Source organism: Ectopseudomonas guguanensis (genome assembly GCF_900104265.1).
Taxonomy (GTDB): Bacteria; Pseudomonadota; Gammaproteobacteria; order Pseudomonadales; family Pseudomonadaceae; genus Aquipseudomonas; species Aquipseudomonas guguanensis.
On sequence record NZ_FNJJ01000004.1, the window covers coordinates 188,248 to 214,812 of the forward strand.

Below are 26,565 nucleotides of genomic sequence, written 5' to 3' on the forward strand. Positions count from 1 at the left end.
AGCCCGGATGAAATCCGGGGCAGGCGCACTGGGCTTTCCCGGATTGCATCCGGGGCTACGTAGTTGAACCGCTTCGTAGGGTGCGCCGTGCGCACCAGAGCTAGCGCAAGCTGTGGTGCGCACGGCCTAGGCGGCCCCGCGACACCCTACTCGAGCAGGCGGCGCAGCTCCTCGCTGATCGGCATCGGCCGCAAGGCGCTGACCCGCGCCCGCCCGGTGTTGCCGAGCGGCACCCAGATCCGCGAGAACAGCAGCGCCGCCAGAATACGCGGCATCTGCCCCAGCACCTCGCGCCTGTCACCCGACTGCCAGCCGGCACGCAGCATCAGCCAGTGCGAACGGGCATGCAGCAGCGGGTGGCGCTGGGTCAGGATATGCGCCCGCTCCAGCCAGACCAGCGCCTCGCTGGCGCGCCGGGCCCGTAGCTCCAGCAGCGCCTGAGCAAAGGCCTGGTCGATGGCTTTGCGCAGCTCCATTCGCATGCTCGACTCCTTCACTTGCGCAGCAGGCGCAGGCCGTTGAACACCACCAGCAGGCTCACGCCCATGTCGGCGAACACGGCCATCCACATGGTCGCCTCGCCAATCAGGGTCAGGGCCAGGAAGATCGCCTTGATGCCCAGCGCCAGCACGATGTTCTGCACGAGAATGGCATGGGTCTGGCGGGACAGGCCGACGAAGGCGGGAATCTTGCGCAGGTCGTCGTCCATCAGCGCGACATCCGCCGTCTCGATGGCCGTATCGGTGCCGGCCGCGCCCATGGCGAAGCCGATCTGCGCCCTGGCCAGCGCCGGCGCGTCGTTGATGCCATCGCCGACCATGCCGACCACCCTGCCGCGCGCCTGGCTCGCCTCGACCCAGGCCAGCTTGTCCGCCGGCAGCAGGTCGCCGCGCGCCTCGTCGATGCCGACCTGCTCGGCGATGGCCGCCACGGTATGGGCGTTGTCGCCGCTGAGCATGCAGGTACGCACGCCCAGCGCGTGCAACTGCTGCACCGCCTCGCGACTGGTCTGACGCAGCGTGTCGGCCACGGCGAAGAGCATCAGCGCACGCTGCTCGTCGCACAGCAGCACCACGCTCTTGCCCTGACGCTCCAGTGCCTCAAGGCGCTGTTCCAGTGCCGGCGAGCACAGCCCGAGGTCCTCGACCAGGCGGTGATTGCCCAGGTGCAGCAGGCGCCCGTCGATACGGCCGCGGGTGCCGCGCCCCGGCAACGCCTCGAACGCCTCCACTTCGGCCAGCGCCTGGCCCTTCAGGGTACGGGCCAGCGCCTGGGAGACCGGGTGATCGGAACGCGCCGCCAGGCTGGCAGCCCACAGCGCGAACTGCTGCGCATCGCCATCGCCCAGGCTCAGGCAGTCGGTCTGCACCGGTTTGCCATGGGTCAGGGTGCCGGTCTTGTCCAGCGCCAGCAGCGCCAGGTGTCGACCGCTTTCCAGGTACACGCCGCCCTTGATCAGGATGCCCTTGCGCGCTGCCGCGGCCAGGCCGCTGACGATGGTCACCGGCGTGGAGATCACCAGCGCGCAGGGGCAGGCCACCACCAGCAGCACCAGGGCGCGATAGACCCAGTCGAGCCAGGCGCCGCCGATAAGCAGCGGCGGCAACACGGCCACCGCCAGGGCGAAGGCGAAAACCGCCGGGGTATAGATGCGCGAGAAGCGATCGACGAAGCGCTGGGTCGGTGCGCGCGAGCCCTGCGCCTCCTCTACCGCATGGATGATGCGCGCCAGGGTGGTGTCGCGCGCCGCCGCCGTCACCCGGTACTCCAGCGACCCCGCCTGGTTGATGGTGCCGGCGAACAGCGTGTCGCCGACGCCCTTGTCCAGCGGCAGGCTCTCGCCGGTGATCGGCGCCTGGTCGACCGTCGAGGCTCCGGCGATCACCTCGCCATCCAGGCCGATGCGTTCGCCCGGCCGCACCCGCAGCACATCGCCGACCGCCACCGCCTGCACGTCCACCTCCTGCCAGCTGCCATCGGCCTGGCGCCGCGTGGCGCGCGGCGGCGCCAGGTCCATCAGGCTGGCAATGGCGTTGCGCGCACGCTGCAGCGAACGCGCCTCGATCAGCTCGGCCAGGGTGAACAGCACCATCACCATCGCCGCTTCCGGCCACTGGCCGATCAGCACCGCGCCGGTGACGGCGATGCTCATGAGCGCATTGATGTTGAGGTTGCGGTTCTTCAGGGCGATCCAGCCCTTCTTGTAGGTGGTCAGCCCGCACAGGCCGATGGCGGCGAGCGCCAGCACGGCTACCAGCCAGTCGGGACCGAGCGCCATGAAGTGCACCAGCTCCGAAGCCGTGGCCAGCACGCCGGCCAGCGCCAGCGGCCACCAGGGCTTTTTCGCAGGCGCGGCGACCGTCTGTCGAGCGGCGCCTTCATCCTCCACCCGCGGGGTAAAGCCCAACGCCCGAATGGCAGGCACCACCTGGGCCAAAGCCCCTTCGTCATGGCTGACGGTGAGCACGCGCTGCAGCAGGTTGAACTGCAAACCCGCGACACCGGGCAGGCGACCCAGGGCGTCGCGAATCAGGCGCTCTTCCGTGGGGCAATCCATCTGCTCGATATGGATGCGCGTAGTGAACGCACCGCCCAGCGCCTCGTCAGAGTGCAGCTGGGGAGCAGCGTGGTGCTCATGCCCGACGGGCTGCCCGCCCCCGGCAACGGGTTCGTGCGAATGGTCGCAGCAACGGCTCATGGAAATCCTCCTTCAGATCACTGTTGCCGAGTACACACCCTGTAGTCACTATAGGGTCAAGCACTGGGGAGGACATCGCATGAAAATCGGTGAACTGGCGAAAAAGGCCGGCTGCCAGGTGGAGACCGTGCGCTACTACGAGCGCGAGGGCCTGCTGCCGGCGCCCGCGCGCAGCGAGGGCAACTACCGCCTGTACGGCCCGGAGCATCTGGAACGGCTGGTATTCATCCGCAACTGCCGCACCCTGGACATGACCCTGGAGGAAATCCAGCGCCTGCTCGCCTTGCGCGATCTGCCCAGGGAAAGCTGCGCCGACATCAACGACCTGGTGGACGAGCACATCGAGCATGTGCAGGCGCGGATCAACAGCCTGCAGGCGCTGCGCGACCAGTTGCTGGAACTGCGCGACCGCTGCAACGGCACGCAGGAGGCGCAGGCCTGCGCGATTCTGCGCCAGCTCAATGCCAGCGGCGGCGTGCAGCCGTTACCGGACGATGGCCATACCCATGTCGGCAAGAGCCACTCGCACTAGCAGTGCCGCTGAAAAACTACCTACGTTGCCATTACTGCGTTAAAAACAGCCTCAAAATGCTCATTTACAGCACGTAAAGTCGGGCGCGACCCCGGTCGTTTTTCGGCTGTTTTTGTGGGGCCGCCATCGGTATTGCACTGGCTGCCTCGCCTACGTTTTTCAACGGCCTGCTAGCAGCCGCGCCTACTGCGCCTTGCGAAAGACATAGAACAGGTTCGGCTCGCTGATCAGGTAGAGGGTGCCTTCATCGTCCGTCGCCACACCCTCGGCCTGCGGTACGCCGCGCTTGAGGCCGTGCTGGCCGCGCAGCAATGACAGCGTGCTGATCGGCTTGCCCTCGGCGTTCAGCTCGATCACCAGCCGCGACTCGTCCGACAGCGCCAGCAGGTGGCCGGTGGCGGCATCGAAGTCCAGGCTCGACAGATCGCGCACGAACAGCCGCGCATCACGCTTGGGGTCGGTGTTGACCTGCAGCGCCAGCGGCTTGCTTTCATCCACATGGGGGAAACCCAGGACCTCGAAGATGCGCACCGGGTCGCGCTCCTTGGCCACCTGCAGGCGCTGGTTGGCGGCATCGAAGGCCAGTCCCTCGAAGCCCTTGTTGCCGTTGCGCCCGATACCCAGCGAGAGCTGCTGGAAGTCGGCCGCATCGAGCACGCGGGTGGCGTCGTCGATACGTACCTTGACCAGACGCTGCTCGCGCTCGTCGGCGATCACGTAGGTACCGGGCGCCACGTATTCGATGGCCTCGGGATCGCCGAAACCCTCGAGGTCGATGGTGCGCTTGAGATCGCCTTCCAGGCTCAGCTCGATGACCTTGGCCGGCTTGTTGGTAACGCTGAACAGGCTGCGCCGGTCCGGATCGTAGGTCAGCGCCGAGACGTCGCTGATATCGGCAATCGGCTTGGCCTCGATCACCACGCGGTAGTCGCTCAGCCACAGCGACTGCTCGCGCCACTGCGCGCCATGCCGCCACTCCTGCACGGAAAACCAGACCCGCTCGAACACTCGGTATTGCTGGCCGAGAACGGCGCCGACCAGCAGCACGAAGCACAACAGATACAGCCAGGGGTTGAAGGTAAGCAGGCGACGCATGGCGAAGATTCTCTAACGGACACGGAAAAGCCCGCCACGCATCAGGCGCGGCGGGCATACGGACACTTCGATCAGTTGATCAGTTCGACCCGATCGACATCGATCTCGCGGCTGTTGAAGTCCTTGTCGACCTCACCGGTCAGGCGCACCTTGGCGTTTTCCGAAACGCTCTGGCCCGGCCAGTCTTCGTCGTCGATCTCGACCTGGATGGTGCCGGTGGCGTCCTTGAACTCGTAGAGCTCGTCCTGCAGGCGCTTGACGATCTGGCCTTCCAGCACGACATGGGTATCGTCGGCAGCTTCCAGCGCAGCAGCGACGGTGGTGACCTGCGGCGTGGCCCCCGGGCCGGTGTAGCCGGTGGCGAAGGCGGCGGTGCTGAGCAGTGGCAGAACCATCAGAGCGAGAGCGGTACGTTTCATGGCGTGAACCTCGTTGTTCGTAAGTGACGAGGTCAGATTAGTGCCGCTAGCTGAAGCCAGACTGAATCGCCGCTTAAGCCAAGCTGAATTGGCCATCACCCGGCGTCAGCCGGTTCCTTGCTGAAGACGTAGAACAGGTTCGGCTCGGCCACGATATAGATATTGCCTTCTTCGTCCATGGCCACGCCCTCGGCCTGTTCGATGCCGTGCTCCAGGCCGTTGAGGCCGCCGATGAGACTGAGAAAGCTGACCGGTTGCCCGCTGCGGTCCAGCTCCAGCAGCATGCGCGACTCGTCGGACAGCACCAGCGCGTGGCCGGTGCGCGCATCGATGCTCAGCGAGGAGATATCGCGCATGCCCAGGTTGCCATAGCTGAACGGCTGCATGACGCCGGCGGCGCCGTCCTCACCGGGAAACGGCAGGCTGAACAGCCCCATCGGGCCTCGCTCCTTGCCCAGCACCAGACTGCTGCTGCGCGCATCCCAGGCCAGGGCCTCGAAGCCCTTGTTGCCAGCATCGGCGAAGCCAAGGTCGAAACCGGGAAAATCCGCAGCGTCCAGGCTCAGATCATGATCGCTCAGGGTGATGGTGGTCAGCTGCCGGCGGCGCTCGTCGACGATGGCCAGGCGCCCGTCGCCGAGCACCTCGACGCCTTCGGGATCGGCGAAGCCCTTGAGTTCAATGCGCCTGAGTACCTCGCCCTGACGCGACAGCTCCAACAGCAGCGGGTTCTTGCCGGTGACGGCGAACAGCGTACCGGTGGCCGGGTTGTAGGTCAGACCGGAGGTTTCATCCCGCTCCAGGCCCGGCAGGGCCTTGGCCTGAATCACCGCGCGATAGCCGGGCAACCAGACGCTGGCCAACTGATCGACCAGTGGCGTGCGGCTCTCCTGCCACCAGAGCGTGGCGCGATCATCCAGATGCTGGGTCTGCACCACGGCGCCCAGCGCCAGCACGGCGACGCCGGACAACCAGTAGCGGGGGCGAAACAGGCGGAAACGGGGAAGGGACATCGGCGACGGCTCGGCTGCTTGATGGCAATCCGACATCCGCTGTCGAAAGGAGTTCCGCCGCCCCTCGGGCGGCGGTCAGGCGTTATAACACGCGGCTGGTGAAACTACTGTGACCGACCAATTCCAGCACCAGCTCGTCACCCTTGTTCAGCGCACCGACACCCACCGGCGTGCCGGTGAGGATGACGTCGCCCGGCTGCAGGGCGAAATGCCCGGCCATATGCTGGATCATCGCGATGATGGGGTTGAGCATGTCGCGGCTGTTGCCGTCCTGGCGGGTGTCGCCATTGATGCTCAGGCGGATGCCGATATCGGCCAGGTCCTCGATGGCATCGCCGGGCACGAAGCGCGCCAGCACGCAGGCGCCGTCGAAGCTCTTGGCGATTTCCCAGGGGTAGCCCTTTTCCTTGAGTTTGGCCTGCACGTCGCGCAGCGTCAGGTCCAGAGCCGGAGCGAAGCCGCTGATGGCGTCGCGCACTTCTTCGGCATCGGGCTTCGATGACAGCGGCTTGCCGATCAGCACGGCGATCTCGGCCTCGTAATGCACCGAGCCACGGTCTTCGGGAATGGCGAAACCACCATCGAGCGGCACCACACAGGAACCCGGTTTGATGAACAGCAAAGGCTCGCTGGGCACCGGGTTGTTCAGCTCCTTGGCGTGCTCGGCGTAGTTGCGACCGATGCAAACGACCTTGCCGAGAGGGAAGTGGACGGTGGTGCCGTCAACGTACTGGTGCTGATAGCTCATCGGGGGACTCCTGTAGGGTGCGCCGTGCGCACCAGGGTGCGTTTGGTGTCTGGTCGCTGTTGCGCGCAGCATGTAGGGCGGGCACCAATCGGCGCTGGCGGGTTTCACCCGCCCTACGCAGGTCTCAGGCGAAAATCTTGCCGGGGTTCATGATGCCGTTGGGGTCGAACACCGCCTTGACCGCCTTCATGCAGGCGATCTCCGCCTCGCTGCGGCTGTAGTGCAGGTAGTCGCGCTTGGTCATGCCCACGCCGTGCTCGGCGCTGATCGAGCCGTTGTACTTCTGCACGGTCTCGAACACCCATTTGTTGACCACCGCGCACTTGGCGAAGAACTCGTCCTTGCTCAGGTTCTCGGGCTTGAGGATATTCAGGTGCAGGTTGCCGTCGCCGATATGGCCGAACCACACCACCTCGAAGTCCGGGTAGTTGGCCTCGACGATGGCGTCGATGTCCTTGAGGAAGGCCGGCACCTGGCTGACAGTGACCGAGATGTCGTTCTTGTACGGCGTCCAGTGGCTGATGGTCTCGGAGATGTACTCGCGCAGCTTCCACAGATTCTGCAGCTGCTGCTCGCTCTGGCTCATCACGCCGTCGACCACCCAACCCTGCTCGACGCAGTGCTCGAAGGTTTCCAGCGCCTGGTTGGCCACCTCCTCGGTGGTCGCCTCGAATTCCAGCAGGGCGTAGAACGGGCACTCGCTCTCGAAGGGGGCCGGCACGTCGCCACGGCCGAGCACCTTGGCCAGGGCCTTGTCGGAGAAGAACTCGAAGGCGGTCAGGTCGAGCTTGCCCTGGAAGGCATGCAGCACCGGCATGATCGAGTCGAAATCGGGCGTGCCGAGGACCATCGCGGTGAGGTTCTTCGGCGCGCGATCCAGACGCATGGTGGCCTCGACCACGAAGCCCAACGTCCCTTCGGCACCGATAAACAGCTGGCGCAGGTCGTAGCCGGTGGCGTTCTTGATCAGGTCGCGGTTCAGCTCCAGCAGCTCGCCGGTGCCGGTGACTACCTTCAGGCCGGCCACCCAGTTGCGGGTCATGCCGTAGCGAATCACCTTGATCCCGCCGGCATTGGTGCCGATATTGCCGCCAATCTGGCTAGAGCCCGAAGAGGCGAAGTCCACCGGGTAGTACAGGCCCTTGTCCTCGGCGAACAGCTGCAGCTGCTTGGTCACCACGCCCGGCTGGCACACCGCGGTGCGGTCGTACTCGTTGAACGAGAGAATCTGGTTCATATAGTCGAACGCCACCACCACCTCGCCGTTGGCCGCCACCGCGGCAGCCGACAGCCCGGTGCGGCCGCCGGACGGCACCAGGGCGATGCGATGCGCGTTGGCCCAGCGCACGATGGCCTGCACCTGCTCGATGCTCTTGGGGAAGACGATGGCCGAAGGCGCCGGGGCGAAATGCTTGGTCCAGTCCTTGCCGTAGGCCTCCAGGGAATCGGCGTCGGTCAGCACCTTGCCGGGTTCAACCAGGGTCTTCAGCTCTTCGATCTGGGCAGGGGTGGTCATCTACGGAACTCTCAAAGGATTCATGGTCGCCCTGAGAACCATTCAGGTCGCAACCGAGCATTGAAAAAGGCGGACATGCTAGCATACGCACCCCGTGAATCGAGCCATGCGGTGATCTACGGGCGCTGGCTGAATTTCTCAGCCCTTCCCTGCCAACATCCCTGGGACAACAGGTACTCCGATGAGCAAGACCTCTCTCGACAAGAGCAAGATCAAGTTCCTTCTTCTCGAAGGCGTCCACCAGAATGCCGTGGACACTCTGAAGGCCGCCGGCTACAGCAACATCGAGTATCTCAAGGGCGCGCTGTCAGGCGAAGAGCTGAAAGAAAAGATCGCCGATGCCCACTTCATCGGCATTCGCTCGCGCACCCAGCTGACCGCCGAAGTCTTCGACTGCGCGAAGAAGCTGGTCGCCGTCGGCTGCTTCTGCATCGGTACCAACCAGGTCGACCTGGACGCCGCCCGCGAACGCGGCATCGCCGTCTTCAACGCGCCCTACTCCAACACCCGTTCGGTGGCCGAACTGGTGCTGGCCGAGGCCATCCTGCTGCTGCGCGGCATTCCGGAGAAGAACGCCTCCTGCCACCGCGGCGGCTGGATCAAGTCGGCGGCCAACTCCTTCGAGATCCGCGGCAAGAAGCTGGGCATCATCGGTTACGGCTCCATCGGCACCCAGCTCTCGGTACTGGCCGAGGCCCTGGGCATGCAGGTGTACTTCTACGACACCGTGACCAAGCTGCCGCTGGGCAACGCGCAGCAGATCGGCGATCTGTACGAGCTGCTGGGCCTGTGCGACATCGTGTCCTTGCACGTGCCGGAGCTGCCGTCGACCCAGTGGATGATCGGCGAGAAGGAAATCCGCGCCATGAAGAAGGGCGGCATCCTGATCAACGCCGCACGCGGCACCGTGGTCGAGCTGGATCACCTGGCCAACGCGATCAAGGACGAGCACCTGATCGGCGCGGCCATCGACGTGTTTCCGGTCGAACCCAAGTCCAACGACGAGGAGTTCGAAAGCCCGCTGCGCGGCCTGGATCGCGTGATCCTCACCCCGCACATCGGTGGTTCCACCGCCGAAGCGCAGGCCAACATCGGCCTGGAAGTGGCCGAGAAGCTGGTCAAGTACAGCGACAACGGCACCTCGGTGTCCTCGGTCAACTTCCCGGAAGTGGCCCTGCCGGCGCACCCGGGCAAGCACCGCCTGCTGCACATCCACGCCAACGTTCCGGGCGTGATGAGCGAGATCAACAAGGTGTTCGCCGACAACAACATCAACATTTCCGGCCAGTTCCTGCAGACCAACGACAAGGTCGGCTACGTGGTGATCGACGTCGACGCCGAGTACTCGGACCTGGCCCTGGAGAAGCTGCAGCAGGTCAATGGCACGATCCGCAGCCGCGTTCTGTTCTAAACCGGAGCTGCTGCGCGTCGGCGATACGGCGTTGCAGAAATGAACAAAGGGAGGCTTCGGCCTCCCTTTGTCGTTCCGTAGGGTGCGCCGCGCGCACCGCCGTGCCCCGCATTGCCTCCGGGCTACCTCAATCCCGCTCCAAGCGCGCCAGTTCGGCTGCTGCTTCGTCCAACTGCATTTCGTTGAATACCTTCACTCCAGCTCGTTTCAGCAGGGCAGCGGTCACGCCCTCGCCCGGCACGCGCACGCCACTGAAGCTGCCGTCGTAGTTTTCCAGATTGCCACACGAAGGGCTGCGCGCTTTCAGCAGTGCCAGGCGGATGTCGTGTTCGCGCACCAGCCTCAGCGCCTGTTCGGCGCCATCGACGAACGCGGCGGTAACGTCCTCACCCTCGACGGTGAGAACCGGCACCCGGCCGTCCAGTACCGCAGCGCCCTGGCCGCCGTTAATCTCGGCCGGCGGGCGCGGCGTGGGCAGGCCGCCCGCGACCTCCGGACACACGGCTACCACCCGCCCCTCGTCCAGCCACTGCTGGAGCTGGTCGAAGGGGCCGTGGGCGCCGCCGTCGTAACGCACCCGATGCCCGAGCAGACAGCGACTGACCAGAATCTTGTGCATCGCCTTTCCTCTCTCGACTGTGAGCGCCCGGCGCAACTTCGCCAGCCTCGGTGCAGGAGGTTAGAACAGGCCGCCACCGCGGCGCCTGAACCAGCCCGTCAGCGACAGCCGTTCGCGGCTGGCTGGCAACACCTCGTGCGGCATGGCGTCGGACATGAACAGCGCCAGCGTACCGGCCTCAGGCAGCACGTCATGCTCGCGCTCATCGGCCAGATACAGGCGCAACGCGCCGCCCTGCTCGGCCTGCCAGTTCTCGTTCAGGTAGAACACCGCCGAGACCGTACGCCGGTCGTCATCGCGAAAACGATCGACATGGCGTTGATAGAAAGCACCCGGCGCATAGCAGGCGAAGTGGCACTCGAAGTCCTCCAGGCCGAGAAACAGCGCGCGGTTGAGTGCCTGGCGCAACTCGCCCATCAGCGCCAGATAGCGGTCGCAGGCAGCGCTCTGCCCAGGTTCGAGCCACTGGATGCGGTCCCCGCGCACGCCCTCCTGCACCTGCAACGCGGCGCCGCGGCCGACGCCCGCGGCGCTGAGCGCACCACTGCGTGCACGCGCATGGCACTCGGCGGCCAGTTCGCGGGTCAGAGCTTGGGGGGCGAACAGCCGTTGCTGCGACCAGCCCTGGCTGGCGAGGTCGTCGACAAGACTGGAAAAGAGATGTGGCTGGCTGGATTCGTTCATGGCGGCGATTGTACAGCGCCCGATGGCCGCCAGACATAGCTCGACAAGCCCCGGTCAGCCGCCGAAAATAGCCGGCCGCAGCAGCCTGCGGCCAGCCAGGAAAGTTGCCAAGGAGTTATCGATGCGCGTTCTGTTTGTCCTGTTGCTGATTGGCCTGAGCCTGCCGACCCTGGCCGACGACTACCTGCGCCTGTACCAGGCTGCCGGCTGGCCGCAACAGCGTGAACACTTCAACCAGGCGCTCGACGCTGCCCAGCAGCGCTACCGCAGCACCCTGCCCCCGGCGGTGTTCCAGGCGCTGGTGGACAACAGCAACCGCCGCTTCGCCGCCACCGCCATCGACCAGCGCGCACAGCACAGCCTGCGCACCGAACTGGCCGACCCGCAGCCGGCGCTGGCCTTCTTCGAGTCCCCGCTGGGCCGCAGGATAGTCGCGGCCGAGACGCTGGCCACCCGCAGCGATCAGCTGGCCAGATATGCCAACGGTCTGCCACGCACCGACGCCGATGCCACCCGTCGTCTGCTGATTCGTCACCTGGCCCAGGCCATTCCCGCCAAGGAGGCCGGCGCCGAAGTCAGCCTGGCGCTGGCCGGCGTGGCGGCCGACAGCCTCAGCCAGATGATTCCCGGCCTGCTCGGCGGCGGCCAGGCGCAGGGCCTGCTCAACGGCCAGCGCCAGCGCCTGATGGCACAGATCGAGCAGGATCTGGACAACACCCTGCTGCATGTCTATCGCGAGCTGAGCGACCCGGAGCTGGAGCAGTTCGTCGAATTCGCCCAGTCCGAGGCCGGCAAGGCCTACTACCAGGCTGCCCTGGCCGCGCTACGCGCCGGCCTGGCAGTGGGCATCAGCAGCAACGAGCTGGAGCCCGCACCCCGAGGCATCTGAGGCCAGCCTGAGTCGGCGCCCTCATATAGCGAGTTCATTCGCGATTCTTGGGGTTTCAGCGCTAACGCCCATTGCGGATAAGTCCCTGGCAGCACATGGCCAACCACGGAGCCGCATCAGAAGGCGTCCGAAGCCAGCACGACTCGCCGCACCTTGTAGGAGCGAATTCATTCGCGATTCTTACGGTGTATTGCTAACGCTATCGCGGATAAATCCGCTCCTACCCTTGCTGGCCCACAGTCGTTGCCGTGAGGTATCTAGGCCAGACGCTCGCGCAGGAAATCGAAGTAGCGCCGCCGCAGCGCCTCGTTCTCGTTGGCCAGGTGGTGGCGCGCCTCGGCCAGGCGCAGGATCTGCGGCTGGCGAAACTTGTCCTGCAGCACCTCGAGGTTGTAGCGCCAGTCCACCGTCATGTCCGCCTCGCCCTGAATGATCAGCGGGCTGTGCTCGCTGCGCCCGGCCGCCTCGATTCTCGGCACCCACTGGGCCAGCGCGCCGACCCAGGAGGTCGGCAGGCTGCGCGGCTGCAGCGGGTCGAGGTTGTGCACGAAGTCGATGAAGGTGGCATCGCTGGAGTTCTCGCTGAAGCGCCGCGGGATCTCGCGAACGAAGGGGCTGAGCAGGCGATAGCTGAGCTTCGACCAGGCCCAGGCGCGCGGCCGCACCAGCGGCGCCAGCAGGATGCTCTGCCCCAGTTCCGGGCGCTTGCCGTCGGCGAGCAGATAATCCAGCAGGATCGCCCCGCCGGTGCTCTGGCCACACAGGTGCCAGGGCTGCGGCAGGCCGAGCTCGCCGGCCTGCTCGAACAGGCCGGCGAGCACCTGCTGATATTCGGCGAAATCGCCGATGCTGGCGCGCGCCCCGCTGGACAGGCCATGCCCCGGCAGGTCACAGGCGAGCACGGCGAAATTCATGCTCAGCGCCCAGTCGACCACGTGCCGGTACAGGCCCATATGGTCGTAATAGCCGTGCAGCAACAGCAGGGTGCCCTGCGGCTCGGCTGGCGCCCACAGCTGCACGGCGATCTGGTAGCCGGCGGCATTGAAGCTGCCGAGCCGGTTGTCCAGCCCGGCGAAACGCGCTGCCTGATCGAAGCCGTAGAAACTGCGATAGGCCTGCAGCGCCGGCAAATCCAGGTGCGCTGCGGCCAAGGGTCGCAGCAGCGGGCGCAGTTGTTCGGGCTCAAAGGGCTCTGACATGGGGCTTTCCATATGCAAATGGCAGGTTGCGACGACCGCGCATCGCAGGCGCTGATATTCAGCTGCCGGGCGCATCGTGGCAAGCTAGGCGCCCTTTTCAGCATCACCTATCCGCCATGCCCCGGTTCTCACGCAAGACCCTGTTCGCCGCCCTGCTCGCCCTCGTCTGGCTGGGCGGCATGCTGCTGGCCTTCTGGTGGTTCGAGGCACGCTATCTGCGACCGTTCGACGAACGCGCCGCCGTGTTCGCCGGGGCCGACCTGCGCCTGCCCGACGCGCTCGCCGGCCCCGGAGCGATACGCCTGGTGCACTTCTGGGACCCGGCCTGCCCTTGCAACGTGGGCAATCAGCAACACCTGGCCGAACTGATCGAGCGCTATGCGCCCAAAGGCGTGCAGTTCCATGTGCTGCAGAAGGCCGGCAGCCAGGGACGACTACCCGCCGCACTGGCCGCGCTGCAACCCATCGACGAGTTGCCCGGCAGCGCCAACCTGCCGGCCAGCCCTGCCGTGGCGATCTGGGATGGTCAGGGCCAGCTGGCCTACTTCGGCCCCTACAGCGAAGGCCTGACCTGCAGTTCGAGCAACAGCTTCATCGAGCCGATCCTCGAGGCGCTGGCCGAAGGGCGCAAGGTCGATGCCAGCAACACGCTGGCGGTCGGTTGCTTCTGCGACTGGCAATGACCTTGGTGAAACCCGACACCGGCATGTACCGGGCCGCCGAGAGGCTGCCGGCATGCGCACGCCGTCCGGCGGAAACTTATACATTAAGTTGTACATAATAGAATTTTTGTACAATTATTACTCGCAAGCACCTCCACCCTTCTTGCGAGCCGTCATGAGCAGTCATCTCCAGGCCCACTACCGCAAAGCCGATCGCATCATGCTCGGCGTTCTCTGGCTCATGTTCCTCTACGCGCTCGGGCTTGCCGCCTGGCATTCCACCTGGGCCCAGGCGTTGCTGGTCGGCGGCACGACCGTCATCACCATGAGCCTGCTGCAACAGCTGATTCCCGGCCGGCGGCTGCTGCGCTGCTGCATCGCGGCGGCGTTCATGGTCATGTCCGCGCTGCACATCAACCAGAGCGGCGGTATGGTCGAGATGCACTTCGGCATCTTCGTGCTTCTGGCCTTCATGGTGTTCTACCGTGACTGGCTGCCGATCGTGGTGGCGGCAACGGTGATCGCCGTGCATCACCTGAGCTTCTTCGCCCTGCAGCTGCAGGGTGCCGGCGTCATCGTGGTGCCGCAGGGCAGCTGGCCGACGATTTTCCTGCACGCCTTCTATGTGGTGCTGGAGAGTGCCATCCTGATCTATCTGGCCCAGCAGACCTATGGCGAGGCGCGCGAGGGCGCGGCCCTGAGGCAGACCGCCGAGCACCTGACCCAGCGCGAGGGCAGCGTGGATCTGCGCTACCGCAGCGCCGAAGCGGGGGAGGTTGTACAAGGTTTCAACCGCTTCCTCGATCAGCTCGACGAGCTGGTCAGCGAAACGATCGGCGACAGCCGCGACCTCGACCAGTTGGGTCGTCAGCTCTCCGCGGCCACCGCCGAGCTGCGTCAGGGCGCGCAGCGCCAGCAGCACGAGGTGGGCTACATGAGCGAAGCCATGCGCCAGATGGGCCGCGCCATAGACGAGGTGGCCGGCCACGCCGACCAGGCTGCCCTGTCAGCCCAGACCGCTACCCGCCAGGCCAGCGAAGGCAGCGCCGCGGTAGCGCTCATCCGCCGGGAAATCTCCAGCCTGGCGACGCACATCGAAGGCACCGACCAGGAAGTCCAGTCACTGGCCGAGCAGTCGCAGCAGATCGGCACGGTTCTCGACGTGATTCGCGCCATTGCCGAACAGACCAACCTGCTGGCGCTCAATGCCGCCATCGAGGCGGCGCGCGCCGGCGAGCAGGGCCGCGGTTTCGCCGTGGTGGCTGACGAGGTGCGCAACCTGGCGCGCAAGACCGCCCAATCCACCGCCGAGATCCAGCAGATCATCACCCGCCTGCAGGACAGCAGTCGACGCGCGGCAGACGCCATGCAACAGAGTCGCGGCGGCGTGCAGCGCTGCGTCGAGGACAGCGGCAGTGCAGCGGACAGGCTGGAGCAGATGGCTCGCGCCATCGCCGCGATCAGCCAGATGAATGAACTGATCGCCAGCGCCACTCATGAGCAGGCTGCAGTGACCGGCGAGGTGGCCCAGCATCTGGACAGCGTGCAACTGGTCGCCCAGCGCAACGCCACGGACGCCGACAGCCTGGCCAGCCAGAGCCTGCGCCTGGCCTCAGTGGCCGAACGCCTGGGCCTGCTCAGCCGACGCTTCATCGTCACTCCCTGAGGCAGCGGCACCCCGCGGCGTGCCGCCCTGCCAGCGGCGAAAGGCACGGTAGAACGGCGACAGCTCGGCGAAACCGCAGGCGCGCGCCACCTCGCGCACGCCCAGGCCCTGATCGAGCAGGCGCAGCGCACGCAAGCGACGCACTTCGTCGTGCAACGTACGAAAGCTGCTGCCCTGCTCGCCCAGTGCCCGCTGCAAGGCGCTGCGATTGCTGCCCAGGGCCTGCGCACAGGCCTGCAGGCTGCAGGTCATGCTGCCCAGGTTGAGCTCCAGCCAGTAGCGCACCCGCGCCAGCAACTGGTTCTCCACCAGTTCCGCCAACTGCTTCTCGGCTTCCCCACTGAGCACCTCGAACAAACGCGGGCTGGCGCTGCGTGAAGGCCGCGAGAGCAGCGCTCGCGGCAGGATCAGCACGTCGTGCGGCTGCGCGAAACGCGGCTCGACGCCAAGCAGGCGGCGATGCTCGGCAAGCCTGCGCGGCGCCCGGTGGCGAAACTCGACGCCCGACAGGGGCAAGGCGTCGCCAGCGGCCGCGGCCAGCATCTTGCTCAGCAGCACGGCCAGGCATTCCATCTGCTGACGCAACGAGCCGACTTCGCGGTAGTTGAGGTCGATCACCAGGCGCGCCTCGTCGCCCTGCTCCACCAGCCGCGCGGCAAAACCACCGGAGAGGATGTGCTGGAAGCGTACGAAGGCCTGCAAGCCCTGACGCAGGTCGCGCGCCGCCAGCAGCAGGTAGCCGACCACGTCCATCGGTCGCGGCTGCATCATCTCGCCCAGGTGCAGGCCGATATCGACATCCCCGCTGATGCCTTCCAGCGCCCGCCAGAAGCGCGGCGCGTTGTCGTGCTCCTCGCGTGCCTCCAGCAGCGGCGCCGCCAGCGCCACCCCGGCGTAGGCGCGGCGGTAGGTATCGGTCGGGTCGAGCCCCAGCGCCGCCAGGGCTTCGTAGAGCAGCCGGCGCAGGGTCGAGGAATGGGTCAGGGCAACGAATGCGCGATCGGCCATGGCGGCTCCGCTGGACAATTGACCATAGACTTTCAGCCTTGAGGCATATGGTCAATGCCGATGCCCATGCAGCTTGAGCAAAATGCTCGCATGCCCGCTCTACAACAATAAGGATCGCTGGATGAAACCTTCCCTGACCGCCCTTGCGCTGGTGATTGCCGCCGCCGCAGGCGGCCTGACCTGGTACCTGCACGACAAGCAACCGCAACGCGACGGCGAACTGGTGCTCGGCGTCCTGCAGGCGCCGGTCAGCGTCGACTACGACGAACGCGGCGTGCCGCATATTCGCGCCGAAAACGAGGCGGACATGCACCGCGCCCTGGGTTTCGTGCATGCCCAGGATCGCCTGTTCCAGATGGAACTGCTGCGGCGCCTGGCACGCGGCGAACTGGCCGAGGTGCTTGGCGACAAGCTGGTGCCCACCGACCGCCTGTTCCGCACCCTGGAAATCGGCCGCCATGCCGATGCCTACGCTGCCCGCCTGGACGCAGGCAGCCCGTCCACCCAGGCCCTGCAGCACTACCTCGAAGGCATCAACCAGTACCAGGCCAGTCGCCCACGCCCCCTGGAGTTCGACCTGCTGGGCATCGAGCCACGCCCCTTCACCATTGCCGACACCCTCAGCGTCGCCGGCTACATGGCCTACAGCTTCGCCGCGGCGCTGCGCACCGAACCGGTGATGACCCACATCCGCGACGAGCTGGGCGCGGACTACCTCGAGCTGTTCGACCTCGAATGGCACCCGCAGGGCGTGATAGGCACCCCCCTGGCCGCCAGCGACTGGCAGGACCTTGCCGCCCTCGCCCAGCTCAGCAACGACGCCCTGCAAGGCAGCGGCCTGCCGCAGTTCGAGGGCAGCAACGCCTGGGCCGTGTCCGGCAGCCGCACCGCCAGCGGCAAGCCATTGCTGGCCGGCGACCCGCACATTCGCTTCTCGCTGCCGGCGGTCTGGTACGAAGCGCACCTGCAGGCCCCCGGCTACGAGCTGTACGGCTACCACCATGCGCTGATACCCAGCGCCATGCTCGGCCACAACCGCGACTTCGCCTGGAGCCTGACCATGTTCCAGAACGACGACCTCGACCTGATCGCCGAGCGGGTCAACCCGGACAACGCCAACCAGGTCTGGTATCAGGGCAGCTGGGTCGACCTCCAGCAACGCACGGAAACCATCCAGGTCAAGGGCGCCGAGCCGGTGCAGATCACCCTGCGTCGTTCCCCGCACGGGCCGATCATCAACGACGCCCTGGGCCAGACCGGCGGCAGCACGCCGATCGCCATGTGGTGGGCCTTTCTCGAAACCGACAATCCGATGCTCGATGCCTTCTACCAGCTCAATCGCGCGGACGAGCTGGGCAAGGCCCGCGCCGCCGTCGAGAAGATCGAAGCCCCCGGCCTCAATGTGGTCTGGGCCAACGCCCGCGGCGATATCGGCTGGTGGGCGGCGGCCAAGCTCCCGCTGCGCCCCGAGGGCGTCAACCCGACCTTCATCCTCGACGGCGCCAGCGGCGACGCGGACAAGCTCGGCTATCACCCCTTCAGCGCCAACCCGCAGGAAGAGAACCCGCAGCGCGGCTACATCCTCTCGGCCAACTACCAGCCCGTGCCGGCCAGCGGTATCGAGATTCCCGGTTACTACAACCTGCCTGATCGTGGTCAGCGCCTGAACCAGCACCTGAGCGATGCCTCGGTGAAATGGGATACGCAGAACAGCCAGGCACTGCAGCTCGACCCCGGTACCGGCTACGGCCCGCGCCTGCTGGCACCGATCCTCGACGAACTGCGCAGCGCAGCGGCGAACGACAAGGAGCGCGCACTGGTGGAACAACTGGCCGAGTGGAACGGCGACCACGCACTCGATTCCATGGCCGCCACCCTGTTCAACCAGCTGACCTACCAGCTCGCCCACGAAGCCATGGCCGACGAGCTGGGCGAGGCGTTCTTCGACAGCCTGCTGCAAACCCGCGCGCTCGACACCGCGCTACCACGCCTGACCGCCAATGCCGACTCGCCCTGGTGGAATCGCCAGGGCAGCGCGCAGCGAGAGAGCCGCGCGCAGATCGTCGCCGAGGCCTGGCGAGCCAGCCTGGAGCACCTGCACAGCCTGTTCGGCGAAGATGCCCAGGCCTGGACCTGGGGCCGTGGCCATACCCTCACCCACAGCCATCCGCTCGGCCTGCAGCAGCCGCTGGCCTGGCTGCTCAACGTCGGCCCGCTGGCTGCGCCTGGCGGCCATGAAACGCCGAACAACCTGTCGCACAAGATCGGCCCGGCGCCCTGGCCGGTGGTCTATGGTCCCTCGACCCGGCGTCTGATCGACCTGGCCGACGCGGAAAAGGCCCTGGGCGGCATACCCGTGGGCCAGAGCGGCGTACCGTTCGACGCTCATTACGGCGATCAGGCCGCCGCCCACGTGGCCGGCGAATATCAGCCGCAGCACCTCAGCGAGGCGGATGTGAAAGCGCACAGCCAGGGCAGGCTGCGCCTGCTGCCGCGCTGATCGCCATCAAGAGTCTGCACACAGCGTGGTGCACCCTCGGTGCATCGCGCTGCACGCTGGTGCACCCTGGCGCTGCAAATGCCGCCGCAGCCGTCGCCCGATGGCTCTGAACCCAGCGAAATCGGCCCTTGCCGCTTCGGTAATAAAATTGGCACACGCCCTGCATAGGCTAAGGCAATCCCGGTTTTGGGGACCTTGGTACAGGCAGGCCGGGGAATCCCCTTCTTTATTCGACGCGTCAGCGCGTAACCAGCGCGCCGCGGTTCGCTCGACGAACACGGCGCCACAGTTTCGGGGACCTTGGTACAGGCAGGCCGGGGAATCCCCTTCTTTATTCGGGACGTAGCGCCAGGCGCGCACGCCAACGTCCATCCTCCTGCGCACCGCGCCACTCCCCCTGCAGCGGGCGGGGTGATACCAGCACCAGCAGCAGATCCCGCCCGTCGCGCTCCAGGCGCCAGTTCACCAGGCCCAGCGGCAGCCTGAGCTGGCCATCACGCACGCGCCCATAGGCATCTTCGTAGCGATACACCAGCGCGCCGTCGACATGCTCGGCCTGCGCCTGTGGCTCACGATTGAACCAGAGCTGCAGCCCCTGCTCCCAGGCCTCGACCTCCTCGATGCGCAAACGCGGCGGATCGAACACCCGGCCAATCATCATGCCGACGAGGAAGGCAATCAGCATCACCGACGCCATAAAACGCCAGCGCAAACGCGGCCGCGGATCTTCCGGCGGCGTAGAATGGCGCTCGTCCCAGTGCTCGGAGTGCTGCATGTTCCACGTCATCCTCTTTCAACCGGAAATTCCGCCCAATACCGGCAACATTATCAGGCTGTGCGCCAACAGCGGCTGCCAGCTGCACCTGATCGAGCCACTGGGCTTCGAGCTGGACGACAAACGCCTGCGTCGTGCCGGGCTGGATTATCACGAGTACGCCACGCTCAAGCGCCATCCTGACCTGCAGAGCTGCCTCGAAACCCTCGGCCAGCCGCGCCTGTTCGCCTTTACCACCAAGGGTTCGCAACCCTTCCACGAAATCGCCTACCAGCCGGGCGACGCCTTCCTGTTCGGCCCGGAAAGCCGCGGCCTGCCGGAGGAAGTCCGCAACGCCCTGCCGCCCGAGCGGCGCGTGCGCCTGCCGATGCGTGCCGGCTGTCGCAGCCTGAATCTGTCCAACACGGTCGCGGTCACCGTTTACGAGGCCTGGCGGCAGAACGGTTTCGCCTAAGCCGAGTGAGGACGCCCCTGTCGCCGGCGCCCCACATAAAGCAAAAACGCCGCGAACCTGTTGCCAGGAGCGCGGCGTTTTTCAAGCGATATGACGCTTAGTGCTCGGTGGTCTCGCCGGCCTGCTGCATGCGCTGCAGCTCCTGCGCGTACAGCGCATCGAAGTTCACCGGCGACAGCATCAGGGCCGGGAAGGAACCGCGGGTCACCAGGCTGTCCAGCGCCTCGCGGGCGTAGGGAAAGAGGATGTTCGGGCAGAAGGCGCCGAGGGTGTGGCTCATCGAGGCAGCGTCCAGGCCCTTGATCAGGAAGATGCCGGCCTGCTGCACTTCGGCGATGAAGGCCACTTCTTCGCCATTCTTCACGGTCACCGACAGGGTCAGCACCACCTCGTGGAAATCACCTTCCAGCGTCTTCTGGCGGGTGTTGAGGTCCAGGCCGACGCTCGGAGTCCACTCCTGACGGAAGATTTCCGGGCTTTTCGGCGCTTCGAAGGACAGGTCCTTGACGTAGATGCGCTGCAGGGAGAATTGCGGGTTCTGCGATTCGGCAGCGGCTGCGCCGCTGTTGGCTTGCTCGGTCATGGCGTTAGCCTTCCTTAACGTTGAGGTTTCAAGCGGGGTTCTGCAGCAGGGCGTCGAGCTTGCCGGCGCGCTCCAGGGCATAGAGGTCGTCACAGCCACCGACATGGGTGCTGCCGATCCAGATTTGCGGCACCGAGGTACGCCCGGCCTTGCGGGTCATCTCCGCGCGCACGGCCGGCTGGCCGTCGACGCGGATCTCCTCGTAATCCACCCCCTTGCTGGCCAGCAACTGCTTGGCGCGGATGCAGTAGGGGCACCAGTCGCTGGAGTAGATGACCACGGCGGTCATGTCACTTCACCAGCGGCAGGTTGTCGCCGCGCCAGGTGGCGATGCCACCGGACAGCTTGGCGGCGGTGAAGCCGGCCTTCTTCAGCTCGCGGGCGATGCTGCCGGCGTGCTGGCCCATGGCGTCGACGACGACGATGGTCTTGGCCTTGTGCTTTTCCAGCTCGGCGATGCGCGCAACCACCTTGTCGTAAGGGATGTGCAGCGAGTCGACGATATGGCCGGCAGAGAAGTCCTTCTGCGCACGCACGTCGAGCACCACGCCCTGGTCGCTGTTGACCAGCGCGGTGAGTTCGCGGCTCGACAGGCTCTGCCCGCCCTTGCGCATCTCGGTGACGATCAGCAGCACCAGCAGCACGGCGAACATGCCGCTCAGCACATAGTGATTAATAATGAATTCAATCAGGTTGGCGAACATCTATATGGCCCAGGACGGTAAAATGCCGGCCAGTATACACAGCCCCACAAGTCGGCCAAACCCCGTCCGGCAGTGACGCGCCAGGCGCTTGGCCCTAAAATGCCGGGCTGTTTCCTTGCCCCCTCAGACGCAGAGCGAGCCCGCTTAATGAGTGCCACGCCAAAACCCTTGGTTCTGATCATCCTCGACGGCTTCGGTCACAGCGACAAACCCGAGTACAACGCCATCCACGCCGCAAACACGCCGGTCTACGATCGCCTGCGCGCCACCTACCCGCACGGCCTGATCTCCGGCAGCGGCATGGATGTCGGCCTGCCGGACGGGCAGATGGGCAACTCCGAAGTCGGCCACATGAACCTCGGTGCCGGGCGCGTGGTGTACCAGGATTTCACCCGCGTGACCAAGGCGATCCGCGACGGCGAATTCTTCGAGAACCCCACGATCAATCAGGCCGTGGACAAGGCCGTGGCCGCCGGCAAGGCCGTGCACATCCTCGGCCTGCTCTCCGATGGCGGCGTGCACAGCCACCAGGACCACATCGTCGCCATGGCCGAGCTGGCCGCCAAGCGTGGCGCCGAGAAGATCTACCTGCACGCCTTCCTCGATGGCCGCGACACGCCGCCGAAAAGCGCGCAACCGTCCATCGAGCTGCTCGATGCCGCCTTCGCCCGCCTCGGCAAGGGCCGCATCGCCAGCCTCACCGGCCGTTATTTCGCCATGGACCGCGACAACCGCTGGGACCGCGTCGAGCAGGCCTACCACCTGATCGTCGACGGCGCCGGCCAATTCAACGCCGCCAGCGCCGTGGAAGGCCTGCAGGCTGCCTACGAGCGTGGCGAGAGCGACGAGTTCGTCAAGGCCACCACCATCGGCGCGCCGGTGCAGATGGAAGACGGCGACGCCGTGGTGTTCATGAACTTCCGCGCCGACCGCGCCCGCGAGCTGACCCGCGCCTTCGTCGAGCCCGGCTTCAAGGAATTCGCGCGCAAGCGCGCGCCGCAGGTCGGCTTCGTCATGCTCACCCAGTACGCGGCGAGCATCCCGGCGCCCGCTGCCTTCGCCCCGGAGGCGCTGACCAACGTGCTCGGCGAATACCTGGCGAAGAACGGCAAGACCCAGCTGCGCATCGCCGAGACCGAGAAATACGCCCACGTCACCTTCTTCTTCTCCGGCGGGCGTGAAGAGCCATTCGAGGGCGAAGAGCGCATCCTCATCCCCTCGCCGAACGTCGCCACCTACGATCTGAAGCCGGAAATGAGCGCGCCGGAAGTCACCGACAAGATCGTCGATGCCATCGAGAACCAGCGTTATGACGTGATCATCGTCAACTACGCCAACGGCGACATGGTCGGCCACACCGGCGTGTTCGAGGCGGCGGTCAAGGCCGTGGAAACCCTCGACACCTGCGTCGGCCGAATCACCGAGGCGCTGGACAAGGTCGGCGGCGAGGCGCTGATCACCGCCGACCATGGCAACGTCGAACAGATGGAAGACGAGTGCACCGGCCAGGCGCACACCGCGCACACCTGCGAGCCGGTGCCGTTCATCTACGTCGGCAAGCGCCCGGCGCGCATCCGCGAAGGCGGCGTGCTGGCCGACGTGGCGCCGACCCTGCTCAAGCTGATGGGCCTGGAACAGCCGGCCGAGATGACCGGCAAGACCATCGTCGAACTGGAGTAGAGCAGCTTCAGGCGGCAGGCCGCAGACCGCAGGCGAAATCCAAAGCCTGTGGCTTGTGGCCTGCAGCCTGCCGCCGCTTTTTTAGGCATACTAAGCGCCATTCGCACTCCGTTCAGGTGTCGCCTCGCCCATGCTTCGCATCCTTGCCCTGATTCTGCTCAGCAGCCTGATCGCCCCGGCCATTGCCGACGAGCGCGCCGATACTCAGCGCCAGCTGGAGGCCGCGCGCCAGGACGTCGCCGAGCTGAAGAAGCTGCTGGAGAAACTGCAGCAGGAAAAATCCGGCGTACAGCAGCAGCTGAAGAAGACCGAAACCGAGATGGGCGATCTGGAAAACCAGGTCAAGGAACTGCAACGCGAGCTCAAGGGCAGCGAGCAGGAAATCCAGCGCCTGGATCAGGAGAAAAAAAAACTCCAGGGCGCGCGCACTGAACAGCAACGCCTGATCGCCATCCAGGCCCGCGCCGCCTATCAGAGCGGCCGCCAGGAGTACGTCAAGCTGCTGCTCAACCAGCAGAACCCGGAAAAGTTCTCGCGCACCCTCACCTATTACGACTACCTCAGTCAGGCGCGCCTCGAGCAGCTCTCCGCATTCAACGAGACCCTGCGCCAGCTGGCCAACGTCGAGCAGGAAATCACCCGCCACCAGGCCCAGCTGCAGGCGCAGAAGGCAGACCTGGATGAACGCCACGCCAAACTCGCCGAGGCGCGCAAGGAGCGCCAGCAGGCATTGGCCAAGCTCAATCGCGACTTCGCCAGCCGCGATCAGCGGCTCAAGGCTCGCCAGCAGGAACAGGCCGAACTGGGTCGCGTACTCAAGACCATCGAGGAAACCCTGGCTCGCCAGGCGCGCGAAGCCGAGGAAGCGCGCAAGCGCGCGCTGGCCGCACAGCAGGCGGAGCAGGCGCGCCCGGGCGGCCAGCAAAGCAGCCAGCCCAGCGGTCCGCTGGTCAGCTCAGGCGCGGTATACGGCGGGCCTTTCGCCAGCGCGCGCGGCAAGTTGCCATGGCCGGTCGATGGCCGATTGGTAGCACGCTACGGAACCCCACGCGGCGGCGACGCTCGTACTAAGTGGGACGGCGTGCTGATCGGTGCGCCCGCCGGCAGCCAGGTGCGCGCCGTGCACGGCGGCCGAGTGGTTTTCGCCGACTGGTTGCGTGGCGCCGGTCTGTTGGTCATTCTCGACCATGGCAATGGTTATCTGAGCCTGTACGGCCATAACCAGAGCCTGCTGAAGAACGCGGGTGACCTGGTCAAGGCCGGCGAACCCATCGCCACCGTTGGCAGCAGCGGTGGTCAGGACACATCGGCACTGTACTTCGCCATTCGCCAGAACGGTCGCCCGAGTGATCCGGCACAATGGTGCCGCGCGCAGGGATGATCAGGCCCAGAGCCTGATAGCGCTTCATTCATTTAGGAGTTGTCTTCATGCCCCATCGCTTTCGCCCCACCTGCCTGGCTCTGGCCCTCGGGCTGCTGCTCGGCGCTCCAGCCCTGCAAGCGGCAGAGCCTGCCCCTGCGCCAGCACCGGCGGCGAGCGGCAAGGCCCCGCTGCCCCTGGATGATCTGCGTACCTTCGCCGAGGTGATGGACCGCATCAAGGCTGCCTATGTCGAGCCGGTCAGCGACAAGACCCTGCTGGAAAATGCCATCAAGGGCATGCTCAGCAACCTCGACCCGCATTCGGCCTACCTCGAGCCGGAAGCCTTCGCCGAGCTGCAGGAAAGCACCAGCGGCGAGTTCGGTGGCCTGGGCATCGAGGTCGGCATGGAGGATGGCTTCGTCAAGGTGGTATCGCCCATCGACGACACGCCGGCATCCAAGGCCGGTATCCAGCCCGGCGACCTGATCGTCAAGATCGATGGCCAGCCGACCAAGGGCCTGTCGATGATGGAAGCCGTGGACAAGATGCGCGGCAAGGCCGGCAGCAAGATCGAGCTGACCCTGGTGCGTGACGGCGGCCGCCCCTTCGACCTGACCCTGACCCGCGCGGTGATCAAGGTGCGCAGCGTCAAGAGCCAGATGCTCGAGGATGGCTATGGCTACCTGCGCATCTCGCAGTTCCAGGTCAACACGGGCGAGGAAGTCGGCAAGGCGCTGACCAAGCTGCGCCAGGAAAACGGCAACAAGAAGCTGCGCGGCCTGGTCATGGACCTGCGCAACAACCCGGGCGGCGTGCTGCAGGCCGCGGTGGAAGTGGCCGACCACTTCCTCAAGAGCGGGCTGATCGTCTACACCGAAGGCCGCCTGGCCAACTCCGAGCTGCGCTTCAACGCCGACCCGGCCGATGCCAGCGAGGGCGTACCACTGGTGGTGCTGATCAACGGCGGCAGCGCCTCGGCCTCGGAGATCGTCGCCGGCGCCCTGCAGGACCACAAGCGCGCAGTACTGATGGGCACCGACAGCTTCGGCAAGGGCTCGGTGCAGACCGTGCTGCCGCTGAACAACGACCGCGCGCTGAAGCTGACCACTGCGCTGTACTTCACCCCCAACGGTCGCTCGATCCAGGCCCAGGGCATCATTCCGGACATCGAGGTGGCACGCGCCAAGGTCACTCGCGAGCAGGACAACGAAGGCATCAAGGAAGCCGACCTGCAGGGACACCTGGGCAACGGCAACGGCGGCGCGGATCGCCCCAGCCGCGCCAAGGCCGCGCGCACCGAACGCCCGCAGGATGACGATTACCAGCTGAGCCAGGCACTCAACCTGCTCAAGGGCCTGAGCGTCACCCGCGGCAACTGAGGCGACAGACGCAACGAAAAAAGCCCGGACAACTGTCCGGGCTTTTTCTTGACACTGGAGCCTCTCACACCCGTAGGGTGCGCCATGCGCACCAAGCCTGTCAGGCACCGCCCTCCGAGGCTGAAAGGCCCGAGCTCCTGAGGTTCTTTACAGATAGTTCTCGGTGATATCGTCGATAAAGCCTTCGGCGCGCATCTCGTTCAGGGCCTTCTGCAGACGCTCGATGACCTCGTCCGGGGTGTCCTTGTTCAACGCCAGGTACAGCTCGGCATCGTTGAAACGCAGCACGGTGTTGAGGCCGCTGACGTCTTCCTGCTTGGCCAGGTAGCGGCCGACCGGGTCGGTGGTGGCCCACAGGTCGATCTGCCCGCGCACCAGCTTCTTCACGTTCTCCTGGTCACGCAGGGCATTGATCGGCGCCAGGCCCTGGCTTTCCAGGTGCTGGCTGACCGCATCGTTCTTGTACGCGCCGATGCGGTACTTGGCGGCATCCTGCAGGCTCGACACCTTGATATCGTTACCCGGTGCGGCGAGCAGCACCCAGCCGGTCTTGGCCAGCGGGCCGACCCACTTGAACAGCGGCTGACGCTCGGGCGTGTAGGTGGTGGAGAACAGGCCGTAGTTGGGCTTGTCCAGGGTCAGGCGATACAGGCGATCCCAGGGGAAGCGCAGGGTCAGGGTGTAGTCGATGCCGGCACGCTTGAACATCTCGCGCACGATGTCGGCGCTGATGCCGTCGATGCCATCGTCACGGGCGAAGTTCTTGTCGTCCACCGCCATGTTGAAGGGCGGGAAATTCTCGGTCAGCAGCACCACCTTGTAGTCTGCCGGCAGCTGCGCATGGGCGAAGCCGGTGGCGAGAAACAGGGCGATGAAAAGGCTTTTCTTCAGAGTATTCAGCATAAGACGTACCGCTCGCATGATGAGGTTATGGCTAGCGACATCCCTGCGTGGACCTGAGCCCGGTC

The 26,565-nt window shown here is 65.9% G+C and carries 26 protein-coding genes; 10 read left to right on the forward strand and 16 right to left on the reverse strand.

Translation table 11 applies throughout. The features are described 5' to 3' along the window. Positions 1–146: 146 nt before the first annotated feature. The gene (locus BLS61_RS07680; protein WP_090429533.1) at positions 147–482 is read right to left on the reverse strand and encodes a DUF3703 domain-containing protein; all 336 of its coding nucleotides are present in this window, start codon (positions 480–482) and stop codon (positions 147–149) included. A gap of 11 nt (positions 483–493) precedes the next feature. Further along, positions 494–2,698 (reverse strand): heavy metal translocating P-type ATPase, encoded by a 2,205-nt coding sequence (locus BLS61_RS07685; RefSeq protein WP_090429535.1) that lies wholly within the window; start codon positions 2,696–2,698, stop codon positions 494–496. A gap of 79 nt (positions 2,699–2,777) precedes the next feature. On the opposite strand from BLS61_RS07685, the gene cadR reads away from it, so the two are divergent. Further along, positions 2,778–3,230, forward strand: a complete 453-nt coding sequence (gene cadR / locus BLS61_RS07690; RefSeq protein ID WP_090429537.1) for a Cd(II)/Pb(II)-responsive transcriptional regulator — start codon at positions 2,778–2,780, stop codon at positions 3,228–3,230. 183 nt (positions 3,231–3,413) lie between these two features. On the opposite strand, the gene BLS61_RS07695 is transcribed toward cadR, so the two are convergent. The 5 genes from BLS61_RS07695 to BLS61_RS07715 all read right to left on the reverse strand — a co-directional run bounded on the left by BLS61_RS07695 (position 3,414) and on the right by BLS61_RS07715 (position 8,021). After that, positions 3,414–4,325, reverse strand: coding sequence for an SdiA-regulated domain-containing protein (locus tag BLS61_RS07695; RefSeq protein WP_090429539.1), 912 nt, complete (start codon positions 4,323–4,325; stop codon positions 3,414–3,416). A 71-nt stretch (positions 4,326–4,396) separates the two neighbouring features. Continuing rightward, the gene (locus BLS61_RS07700) at positions 4,397–4,744 is read right to left on the reverse strand and encodes a NirD/YgiW/YdeI family stress tolerance protein (RefSeq protein WP_090429541.1); all 348 of its coding nucleotides are present in this window, start codon (positions 4,742–4,744) and stop codon (positions 4,397–4,399) included. 95 nt (positions 4,745–4,839) lie between these two features. Continuing rightward, positions 4,840–5,757: an SdiA-regulated domain-containing protein gene (locus BLS61_RS07705; protein WP_090429543.1), complete on the reverse strand. Its 918-nt coding sequence runs from the start codon at positions 5,755–5,757 to the stop codon at positions 4,840–4,842. Positions 5,758–5,839: 82 nt separating this feature from the next. Continuing rightward, positions 5,840–6,505: a fumarylacetoacetate hydrolase family protein gene (locus BLS61_RS07710; RefSeq protein WP_090429545.1), complete on the reverse strand. Its 666-nt coding sequence runs from the start codon at positions 6,503–6,505 to the stop codon at positions 5,840–5,842. A gap of 124 nt (positions 6,506–6,629) precedes the next feature. Then, positions 6,630–8,021 (reverse strand): FAD-binding oxidoreductase, encoded by a 1,392-nt coding sequence (locus BLS61_RS07715; RefSeq protein ID WP_012020023.1) that lies wholly within the window; start codon positions 8,019–8,021, stop codon positions 6,630–6,632. A 181-nt stretch (positions 8,022–8,202) separates the two neighbouring features. Between BLS61_RS07715 and serA the strand changes: the two genes are divergently transcribed. Beyond that, positions 8,203–9,432: a phosphoglycerate dehydrogenase gene (gene serA, locus BLS61_RS07720; protein ID WP_090429547.1), complete on the forward strand. Its 1,230-nt coding sequence runs from the start codon at positions 8,203–8,205 to the stop codon at positions 9,430–9,432. A 127-nt stretch (positions 9,433–9,559) separates the two neighbouring features. Here the strand turns inward: serA and BLS61_RS07725 are convergent, their stop codons facing one another. Together BLS61_RS07725 and BLS61_RS07730 are read right to left on the reverse strand one after the other, a co-directional pair. Further along, on the reverse strand, positions 9,560–10,051 hold the full coding sequence (locus tag BLS61_RS07725; RefSeq protein ID WP_090429549.1) for a 2-thiouracil desulfurase family protein: 492 nt from the start codon (positions 10,049–10,051) through the stop codon (positions 9,560–9,562). A gap of 60 nt (positions 10,052–10,111) precedes the next feature. Then, positions 10,112–10,735 carry a 2OG-Fe(II) oxygenase gene (locus BLS61_RS07730; protein ID WP_090429551.1) on the reverse strand — a complete coding sequence of 208 codons (624 nt, stop codon included), beginning with the start codon at positions 10,733–10,735 and terminating at the stop codon, positions 10,112–10,114. Positions 10,736–10,856: 121 nt separating this feature from the next. On the opposite strand from BLS61_RS07730, the gene BLS61_RS07735 reads away from it, so the two are divergent. Continuing rightward, positions 10,857–11,624, forward strand: a complete 768-nt coding sequence (locus BLS61_RS07735; protein WP_090429553.1) for a hypothetical protein — start codon at positions 10,857–10,859, stop codon at positions 11,622–11,624. Positions 11,625–11,881: 257 nt separating this feature from the next. Here BLS61_RS07735 and bipL read toward each other — a convergent pair whose 3' ends face one another. Then, on the reverse strand, positions 11,882–12,823 hold the full coding sequence (gene bipL / locus BLS61_RS07740) for a phospholipase BipL (RefSeq protein ID WP_090429555.1): 942 nt from the start codon (positions 12,821–12,823) through the stop codon (positions 11,882–11,884). Positions 12,824–12,939: 116 nt separating this feature from the next. Here bipL and BLS61_RS07745 point away from each other — a divergent pair, with 116 nt between their 5' ends. Further along, positions 12,940–13,506: a DUF6436 domain-containing protein gene (locus BLS61_RS07745; RefSeq protein ID WP_090429557.1), complete on the forward strand. Its 567-nt coding sequence runs from the start codon at positions 12,940–12,942 to the stop codon at positions 13,504–13,506. 154 nt (positions 13,507–13,660) lie between these two features. Next, positions 13,661–15,151 carry a methyl-accepting chemotaxis protein gene (locus BLS61_RS07750; protein ID WP_090429559.1) on the forward strand — a complete coding sequence of 497 codons (1,491 nt, stop codon included), beginning with the start codon at positions 13,661–13,663 and terminating at the stop codon, positions 15,149–15,151. On the opposite strand, the gene BLS61_RS07755 is transcribed toward BLS61_RS07750, so the two are convergent. Further along, complete coding sequence (locus BLS61_RS07755; protein WP_244157922.1) at positions 15,098–16,159, reverse strand: AraC family transcriptional regulator; 1,062 nt, start codon at positions 16,157–16,159, stop codon at positions 15,098–15,100. The two genes, BLS61_RS07750 and BLS61_RS07755, sit on opposite strands and share 54 nt — an antisense overlap. Positions 16,160–16,280: 121 nt before the next feature. Here BLS61_RS07755 and BLS61_RS07760 point away from each other — a divergent pair, with 121 nt between their 5' ends. After that, positions 16,281–18,659, forward strand: a complete 2,379-nt coding sequence (locus BLS61_RS07760; protein ID WP_167358706.1) for a penicillin acylase family protein — start codon at positions 16,281–16,283, stop codon at positions 18,657–18,659. 331 nt (positions 18,660–18,990) lie between these two features. Here BLS61_RS07760 and BLS61_RS07765 read toward each other — a convergent pair whose 3' ends face one another. After that, complete coding sequence (locus tag BLS61_RS07765) at positions 18,991–19,434, reverse strand: hypothetical protein (RefSeq protein WP_090429562.1); 444 nt, start codon at positions 19,432–19,434, stop codon at positions 18,991–18,993. Between BLS61_RS07765 and trmL the strand changes: the two genes are divergently transcribed. After that, entirely contained in the window at positions 19,433–19,888 is a 456-nt protein-coding gene (gene trmL, locus BLS61_RS07770) for a tRNA (uridine(34)/cytosine(34)/5-carboxymethylaminomethyluridine(34)-2'-O)-methyltransferase TrmL (RefSeq protein WP_090429564.1), read from the forward strand. The two genes, BLS61_RS07765 and trmL, sit on opposite strands and share 2 nt — an antisense overlap. 97 nt (positions 19,889–19,985) lie before the next feature. Here trmL and secB read toward each other — a convergent pair whose 3' ends face one another. From secB to BLS61_RS07785, 3 genes are read right to left on the reverse strand one after another with little or no spacing between them, the layout of a single operon-like run. After that, positions 19,986–20,471, reverse strand: coding sequence for a protein-export chaperone SecB (secB, locus tag BLS61_RS07775; RefSeq protein WP_090429566.1), 486 nt, complete (start codon positions 20,469–20,471; stop codon positions 19,986–19,988). A 28-nt stretch (positions 20,472–20,499) separates the two neighbouring features. Then, positions 20,500–20,760, reverse strand: a complete 261-nt coding sequence (gene grxC / locus BLS61_RS07780) for a glutaredoxin 3 (protein ID WP_090429568.1) — start codon at positions 20,758–20,760, stop codon at positions 20,500–20,502. 1 nt (position 20,761) lies between these two features. Then, positions 20,762–21,175, reverse strand: coding sequence for a rhodanese-like domain-containing protein (locus tag BLS61_RS07785; protein WP_090429570.1), 414 nt, complete (start codon positions 21,173–21,175; stop codon positions 20,762–20,764). A gap of 147 nt (positions 21,176–21,322) precedes the next feature. Here BLS61_RS07785 and gpmI point away from each other — a divergent pair, with 147 nt between their 5' ends. The 3 genes from gpmI to BLS61_RS07800 all read left to right on the forward strand — a co-directional run bounded on the left by gpmI (position 21,323) and on the right by BLS61_RS07800 (position 25,597). Further along, positions 21,323–22,855 carry a 2,3-bisphosphoglycerate-independent phosphoglycerate mutase gene (gene gpmI / locus BLS61_RS07790; protein ID WP_090429572.1) on the forward strand — a complete coding sequence of 511 codons (1,533 nt, stop codon included), beginning with the start codon at positions 21,323–21,325 and terminating at the stop codon, positions 22,853–22,855. A gap of 130 nt (positions 22,856–22,985) precedes the next feature. Continuing rightward, the gene (locus BLS61_RS07795) at positions 22,986–24,236 is read left to right on the forward strand and encodes a murein hydrolase activator EnvC family protein (RefSeq protein WP_090429574.1); all 1,251 of its coding nucleotides are present in this window, start codon (positions 22,986–22,988) and stop codon (positions 24,234–24,236) included. A 47-nt stretch (positions 24,237–24,283) separates the two neighbouring features. Further along, positions 24,284–25,597, forward strand: a complete 1,314-nt coding sequence (locus BLS61_RS07800) for a S41 family peptidase (RefSeq protein ID WP_090429577.1) — start codon at positions 24,284–24,286, stop codon at positions 25,595–25,597. A 147-nt stretch (positions 25,598–25,744) separates the two neighbouring features. Here the strand turns inward: BLS61_RS07800 and BLS61_RS07805 are convergent, their stop codons facing one another. Then, entirely contained in the window at positions 25,745–26,500 is a 756-nt protein-coding gene (locus tag BLS61_RS07805) for a substrate-binding periplasmic protein (RefSeq protein WP_090429579.1), read from the reverse strand. Between the last annotated feature and the right edge of the window lie 65 nt (positions 26,501–26,565).

Coding starts and splice junctions, on each gene's coding strand:
- BLS61_RS07795 (WP_090429574.1), top strand. CDS start 22,986: ATGCTTCGCATCCTTGCCCTGATTCTGCTCAGCAGCCTGATCGCCCCG.
- BLS61_RS07765 (WP_090429562.1), bottom strand. CDS start 19,434: ATGCAGCACTCCGAGCACTGGGACGAGCGCCATTCTACGCCGCCGGAA.
- bipL (WP_090429555.1), bottom strand. CDS start 12,823: ATGTCAGAGCCCTTTGAGCCCGAACAACTGCGCCCGCTGCTGCGACCC.
- BLS61_RS07715 (WP_012020023.1), bottom strand. CDS start 8,021: ATGACCACCCCTGCCCAGATCGAAGAGCTGAAGACCCTGGTTGAACCC.
- BLS61_RS07730 (WP_090429551.1), bottom strand. CDS start 10,735: ATGAACGAATCCAGCCAGCCACATCTCTTTTCCAGTCTTGTCGACGAC.
- BLS61_RS07745 (WP_090429557.1), top strand. CDS start 12,940: ATGCCCCGGTTCTCACGCAAGACCCTGTTCGCCGCCCTGCTCGCCCTC.
- gpmI (WP_090429572.1), top strand. CDS start 21,323: ATGAGTGCCACGCCAAAACCCTTGGTTCTGATCATCCTCGACGGCTTC.
- BLS61_RS07800 (WP_090429577.1), top strand. CDS start 24,284: ATGCCCCATCGCTTTCGCCCCACCTGCCTGGCTCTGGCCCTCGGGCTG.
- BLS61_RS07750 (WP_090429559.1), top strand. CDS start 13,661: ATGAGCAGTCATCTCCAGGCCCACTACCGCAAAGCCGATCGCATCATG.
- BLS61_RS07695 (WP_090429539.1), bottom strand. CDS start 4,325: ATGCGTCGCCTGCTTACCTTCAACCCCTGGCTGTATCTGTTGTGCTTC.
- BLS61_RS07705 (WP_090429543.1), bottom strand. CDS start 5,757: ATGTCCCTTCCCCGTTTCCGCCTGTTTCGCCCCCGCTACTGGTTGTCC.
- BLS61_RS07760 (WP_167358706.1), top strand. CDS start 16,281: ATGAAACCTTCCCTGACCGCCCTTGCGCTGGTGATTGCCGCCGCCGCA.
- BLS61_RS07755 (WP_244157922.1), bottom strand. CDS start 16,159: ATGGCCGATCGCGCATTCGTTGCCCTGACCCATTCCTCGACCCTGCGC.
- BLS61_RS07725 (WP_090429549.1), bottom strand. CDS start 10,051: ATGCACAAGATTCTGGTCAGTCGCTGTCTGCTCGGGCATCGGGTGCGT.
- BLS61_RS07710 (WP_090429545.1), bottom strand. CDS start 6,505: ATGAGCTATCAGCACCAGTACGTTGACGGCACCACCGTCCACTTCCCT.
- serA (WP_090429547.1), top strand. CDS start 8,203: ATGAGCAAGACCTCTCTCGACAAGAGCAAGATCAAGTTCCTTCTTCTC.
- BLS61_RS07805 (WP_090429579.1), bottom strand. CDS start 26,500: ATGCTGAATACTCTGAAGAAAAGCCTTTTCATCGCCCTGTTTCTCGCC.
- BLS61_RS07735 (WP_090429553.1), top strand. CDS start 10,857: ATGCGCGTTCTGTTTGTCCTGTTGCTGATTGGCCTGAGCCTGCCGACC.
- grxC (WP_090429568.1), bottom strand. CDS start 20,760: ATGACCGCCGTGGTCATCTACTCCAGCGACTGGTGCCCCTACTGCATC.
- BLS61_RS07785 (WP_090429570.1), bottom strand. CDS start 21,175: ATGTTCGCCAACCTGATTGAATTCATTATTAATCACTATGTGCTGAGC.
- BLS61_RS07700 (WP_090429541.1), bottom strand. CDS start 4,744: ATGAAACGTACCGCTCTCGCTCTGATGGTTCTGCCACTGCTCAGCACC.
- BLS61_RS07685 (WP_090429535.1), bottom strand. CDS start 2,698: ATGAGCCGTTGCTGCGACCATTCGCACGAACCCGTTGCCGGGGGCGGG.
- BLS61_RS07680 (WP_090429533.1), bottom strand. CDS start 482: ATGCGAATGGAGCTGCGCAAAGCCATCGACCAGGCCTTTGCTCAGGCG.
- trmL (WP_090429564.1), top strand. CDS start 19,433: ATGTTCCACGTCATCCTCTTTCAACCGGAAATTCCGCCCAATACCGGC.
- cadR (WP_090429537.1), top strand. CDS start 2,778: ATGAAAATCGGTGAACTGGCGAAAAAGGCCGGCTGCCAGGTGGAGACC.
- secB (WP_090429566.1), bottom strand. CDS start 20,471: ATGACCGAGCAAGCCAACAGCGGCGCAGCCGCTGCCGAATCGCAGAAC.